The organism is uncultured Chryseobacterium sp. (assembly GCF_913776365.1).
In the GTDB taxonomy this organism is placed as follows: domain Bacteria; phylum Bacteroidota; class Bacteroidia; order Flavobacteriales; family Weeksellaceae; genus Chryseobacterium.
On sequence record NZ_CAJYMO010000052.1, the window covers coordinates 1 to 4480 of the forward strand.

Sequence of the window (4480 nt, forward strand, 5' to 3'; positions counted from 1 at the left end):
TTGCCATCGTAAAATCTGGTAATCTGAAGATGCTGCAGGATTTTCCGGAAGTCCTGTTACGGATTGATGATGTCTCAGCGCAGAAGATAACCGTACAGTTATATAATAATGATATTTCAGACCGGTCAGGACAAGTTCGCCAGGTAGAAAACACCCTAGGCTAGCTGGAGTTTTTTCCCGAAAGCGGAAAGCTGATGGACATCACGGCAGACCCCGAATCACCTGTTGAGGTAAGTTACGACACCACCTTACTTTCAGGGCGGGATCTTTTTAAAGTCTGTGGCATCAGTAAGCATCCCGGTCCGGAAAAGCAGCGGCAGAATACGGCTACTCTGGACAATCAGTGGCATGGCAGCTACCGCTTTTCCGCATATAACAGAGATGGTCAGGAAACAGCTTTCGATATCGTCATTACAACGGCTGATGATATTACCGTAAAATATACCGATGGTGGTGAAAGGCCTCAGGTTTTCAAAAATATCAGAGCAGCGGTGATGGATGCGGATAAAATAAGGATTCCTTTCAATCCGCAGGCAGAGGAGATGGGGACCATTTATCTGCAAAAATCAGATGGCAGTTATCTGATCTCCGGCAGTCCGGTCTACTTTATCAATCCGGGAAATGATGATTTTCCTTTACAGAAGATCCGGTAATCAGCTTCTTATTGGAAATAGTAGTAATACGTTGCTGAAAGTTGTATCATAAGCGGGATGTTTACCGGTATGGCTTTATGAAATGGCTTTTCCGATGAGATGAGGTTTTCCGGCTCAAAATATAAGGATGGGGTGCTTCTTCGATATCAGATAAAAAAAAATTCAGGAAGATAAAAATGATCCTGAACGGAAAACCGAAGGATTGCCTGGCCTTATTTTGAAAAACGGAAATTTTGAATTAATTTGGTATATGCCAAAAAAAGAAATATGACCGTTCACTTTATCCTTTCAGGAGAAACACCGGAGCACATAGCGCAGGCCATTCATCTTGAAAATCCGGCTTACCTCATCGAATTTCACAACCTGCACTGTGCAAGGCAGGACAGGATTGTAGGGAGCATGAATCCGGGAACAAAATTGCTGCTCCCCGATGCGGAAACCGTACGGATGTACAACCGCCGCCAGGATGCCCCATTCCGGCAGCCCAGATTAAATCCCGACATTCCTTTTGCGCCTGAGAATTTCAGTAAGATCTATTCCGTTACCTACAATGGTACGGAGGACAACGGACTGGAAGTAAAGAACACGATCCTTAGCTACACGGTTTCCGTAAAGTGGATCAGGAGTGAGGGTGGTTCCCATATTTTCCATCTCTTCAAAAACAACTTTGAAGAGGGTCAGGGGAGCATGATGGCCGATCTTGCAGCGCAGTCGGTACGTTCTCTCAATCCGCTGGAGGTGGTCACCGGTCTGAAAGGGGAAATCACTGCCGTAAGACTGACGCAGGAAATTTTAAGTCAGTTCAACACGATCAAAGCCCGCCTGCATGACCGGTTTCCCGACCGGTATGCCGGAATTTACCTTGATCAGTTTGCCCGGGCCATATCCGACCGGGATCTGTTCAGCAGTAAAATGAAAGATGATGTCTTCATCAGAACTTATTTTGCAGCGGTACGAAATACATTTATCAAAGGGAAGTCTGCACTGGACCAGAAGATCGGCGAGGAAAACATACGGCTTCCTGTAGTTCAGCAGATTGAAGATAAAGATGACAGTGCGGAAATCATACTCATCCAGGACGCGGCAGTCCCACAGGATAGTGCAGGATTCTCCGGACAATATGTTCTTCAGGCGGCTACCGGAATGGTAAAAGAAATTGAGATCCGGTATCATATCAGGCAGTTCGGGGTAAAAGAATACGGTTCTTTGAAAATTGAATAAATATTTAAACTGCTGTAATTGAGTGTTTTATTTAATGTTTTGTTTTGCAGTGTCGTAGAACTACTACACAAAGTCGTAGTATTACTACAAAATCACAGATAAGTGGATAAAAACTTTTTTAAGAACTTTAAGCCTCCTATCTTTGAAATATAATCACCGAATCACAAAATATTCTAACAATTAAAATTTACCAATATGGCAGCAAATTCAAGAGGAATCTTAAAATTCAATGGAGGAGAAGGACAGAAATTGTTAAAACTGAACTACAGCGTATCCAGATCTACGGATGTTTCAGGACGAGTGGCTTCAGACCCATCCAATGCACTGATTAAAGTAACCGTGGAAGCTACCGAGAAATCGGATATCCTCGAAAGCTTACTGAACGGAAAGTATAAACCGACTACAGGAGAAATTACCTTCAATAAATCCCATGAAGAAGGTACCCTGATTACCCTTACCTGGAAAAACGGATATGTGATCCAGCACGAAGTGGATTTTGATGCAGTAGATGAGAACAGCATGCTGATCAGCTTTATCGTAAGCGCCGAAACCATCGATTACGGTAATTCCATCTATGAAGGGCTGTGGCCTTCAAGCTAAAACTGTCTCTCCATATCGGATGATACAGAAAATATAGAGGCCGTCCTGTAAGGGAGGGCCTTTGTTTTTTAAAATTAACCTGTAAAGGAAACTTATACCTGGTACATACTAAATTTTTGTAATAAAAAGACAGGATGGGTTAGGGATACCGGAATTTTTTTTAACTTTAATAATCACAATCACAGAATTATGGCAACAATACCTGAAAATACGAATGGACAGAAATTCCGTCCTGTTCAGAATGCAGACGGAGTAACGGAGAATCATCACATGGGGATCAACCGTCTGGTGAAGCTATCGCTGGTGGTGGAGGGACGGATCATCAAATACTATAAACATTTCAGGCTTACCCAGAGCACGGGGCGCCACCATGAGTTCAGTGTGACTTTAGGCCATGACGCTCTGGGCAGCCGCCAGACGCATACCCTTGAGGAAGCGCACAGCTTTCTGGGCAAGCGCCTGACGGCCGTGATTTCCTATAAAGATATTGAGAACAGCCCGGAGCGGACCTTCGTAGGGGTAATTACGGGGGTAGGCTTCAGCCAGGAAAAGATGAGCCTTGGGAACGTGGTATTGAAAGGCTACAGCCCGACGGTATTGCTGGACGGTGCCCCTCATATCCAGAGCTTCGGAGGCAGCTCGCCGGTGAATATGGGGATCATTGCCGGTGAAGTGATCAGGCAGGGCATCGATATGGAGCGGTTCGACATCAGGGTGGATACGAATGACTATGTACAGATCCCTTACAGCAGCCAGTACAACGAGACGCATTATAATTACCTGGCCAGGATGGCTGAGGCCTGTGGCGAGCAGTTTTACTATGACGGGGAGGTGCTTCATTTCGGGAAGCTTCCGCCGCAGAACAAGCCGATTGTCCTGATATACGGCAGCAGCGTGAATGATGTGAATGTAGAGCTCAGGGCCGTACACACCAAACCCAGGTTCTATGGCTATAACAGCAGCCGGAATGAGAAGCTGAGCTCAGGGGAGACGCCGGTGCATCATGTGGGCGATCTGGCGAAAAAGGCCTACGGGCATAACGATTCGATTTACAGGACCCCTTCCCTTCAGGTGGCCCCGCTTAAAGCCTCGACGCATCTTGACGTGGAGTATTCCCAGCGGAGCAGCTCGGGGAGCCGGGGGGTGAATGTGTTTTCGGTATCGGGGAAGACAACGGTCCCTTTTCTTCATCCGGGCTGCGTTGCGGATGTGCAGATGCGCAAGATCGACAGCAATGAGGCGGATTACTTTACGCGGATCATGATCACGGAGGCCATTCATGAGATCGATACGATCGGTCATTATTCGGGGAGCTTTGAGGGGATTGCCTCGGATACGGGCTTTCTTCCGAGGCCTGATTTTACGGTTCCCCGGGCCGAGCCTGAGCTTGCGACGGTGGTTTCCAATGCGGACCCCGAGGGCCAGGGGCGGGTGCAGGTGCGTTTTGACTGGCAGACCGGCGACACGACTCCTTTCATCCGGATGATGAGCCCCGATGCAGGGGGCACGGACCAGATCACTCAGAACCGGGGGTATGTGGCGATCCCGGAAGTAGGCGACCAGGTGATGGTAAACTTCGTGCACAGCCACCCGGACCGCCCGTTTGTCATGGGCGGGATGTTCCACGGGGGCACAGGACTGGGCGGGGGTGTCAACAACCACCTGAAGTCCATCCAGACGCGGAGCGGGATCAGGCTTCTGATGAACGATGCGGAAGGCAGCGTGAACATCATCGATCCGAGCGGGAATACGTACTTCATGGACGGACAAGGAAACATCACGGTAACGGCGCCGCGCAATATGACTTTCAATGCGGGGGAAAACCTGGACATCAATGTCGGGCAGAACATGACAACCCATGTGGGGATGTCCAAATCCGACACGGTGACCATGAACCACATCCAGAGCGTGGGGGCCATGAAGATGACTTCAGTGATGGGGGACAGCAGCCTATTTATCACCGGAAAGCTGACTGAGATGATCGAGGGGGATGTGCATAGTGAAAC

At 48.1% G+C, this 4480-nt stretch carries 4 protein-coding genes; all 4 read left to right on the plus strand.

Annotated features, from left to right (window positions below; all coding sequences use genetic code 11):
* Positions 1-194 precede the first annotated feature (194 nt).
* The gene (locus QZ735_RS02885; RefSeq protein WP_294243962.1) at positions 195-653 is read left to right on the plus strand and encodes a hypothetical protein; all 459 of its coding nucleotides are present in this window, start codon (positions 195-197) and stop codon (positions 651-653) included.
* A 267-nt stretch (positions 654-920) separates the two neighbouring features.
* On the plus strand, positions 921-1874 hold the full coding sequence (locus QZ735_RS02890; RefSeq protein WP_294243964.1) for a hypothetical protein: 954 nt from the start codon (positions 921-923) through the stop codon (positions 1872-1874).
* Positions 1875-2069: 195 nt separating this feature from the next.
* Entirely contained in the window at positions 2070-2474 is a 405-nt protein-coding gene (gene tssD, locus QZ735_RS02895; protein ID WP_294243966.1) for a type VI secretion system tube protein TssD, read from the plus strand.
* Between the two features lie 189 nt (positions 2475-2663).
* Positions 2664-4480, plus strand: a 1817-nt coding sequence (locus QZ735_RS02900) for a phage baseplate assembly protein V (RefSeq protein WP_294243968.1), incomplete at its 3' end; no start/stop codon positions are given.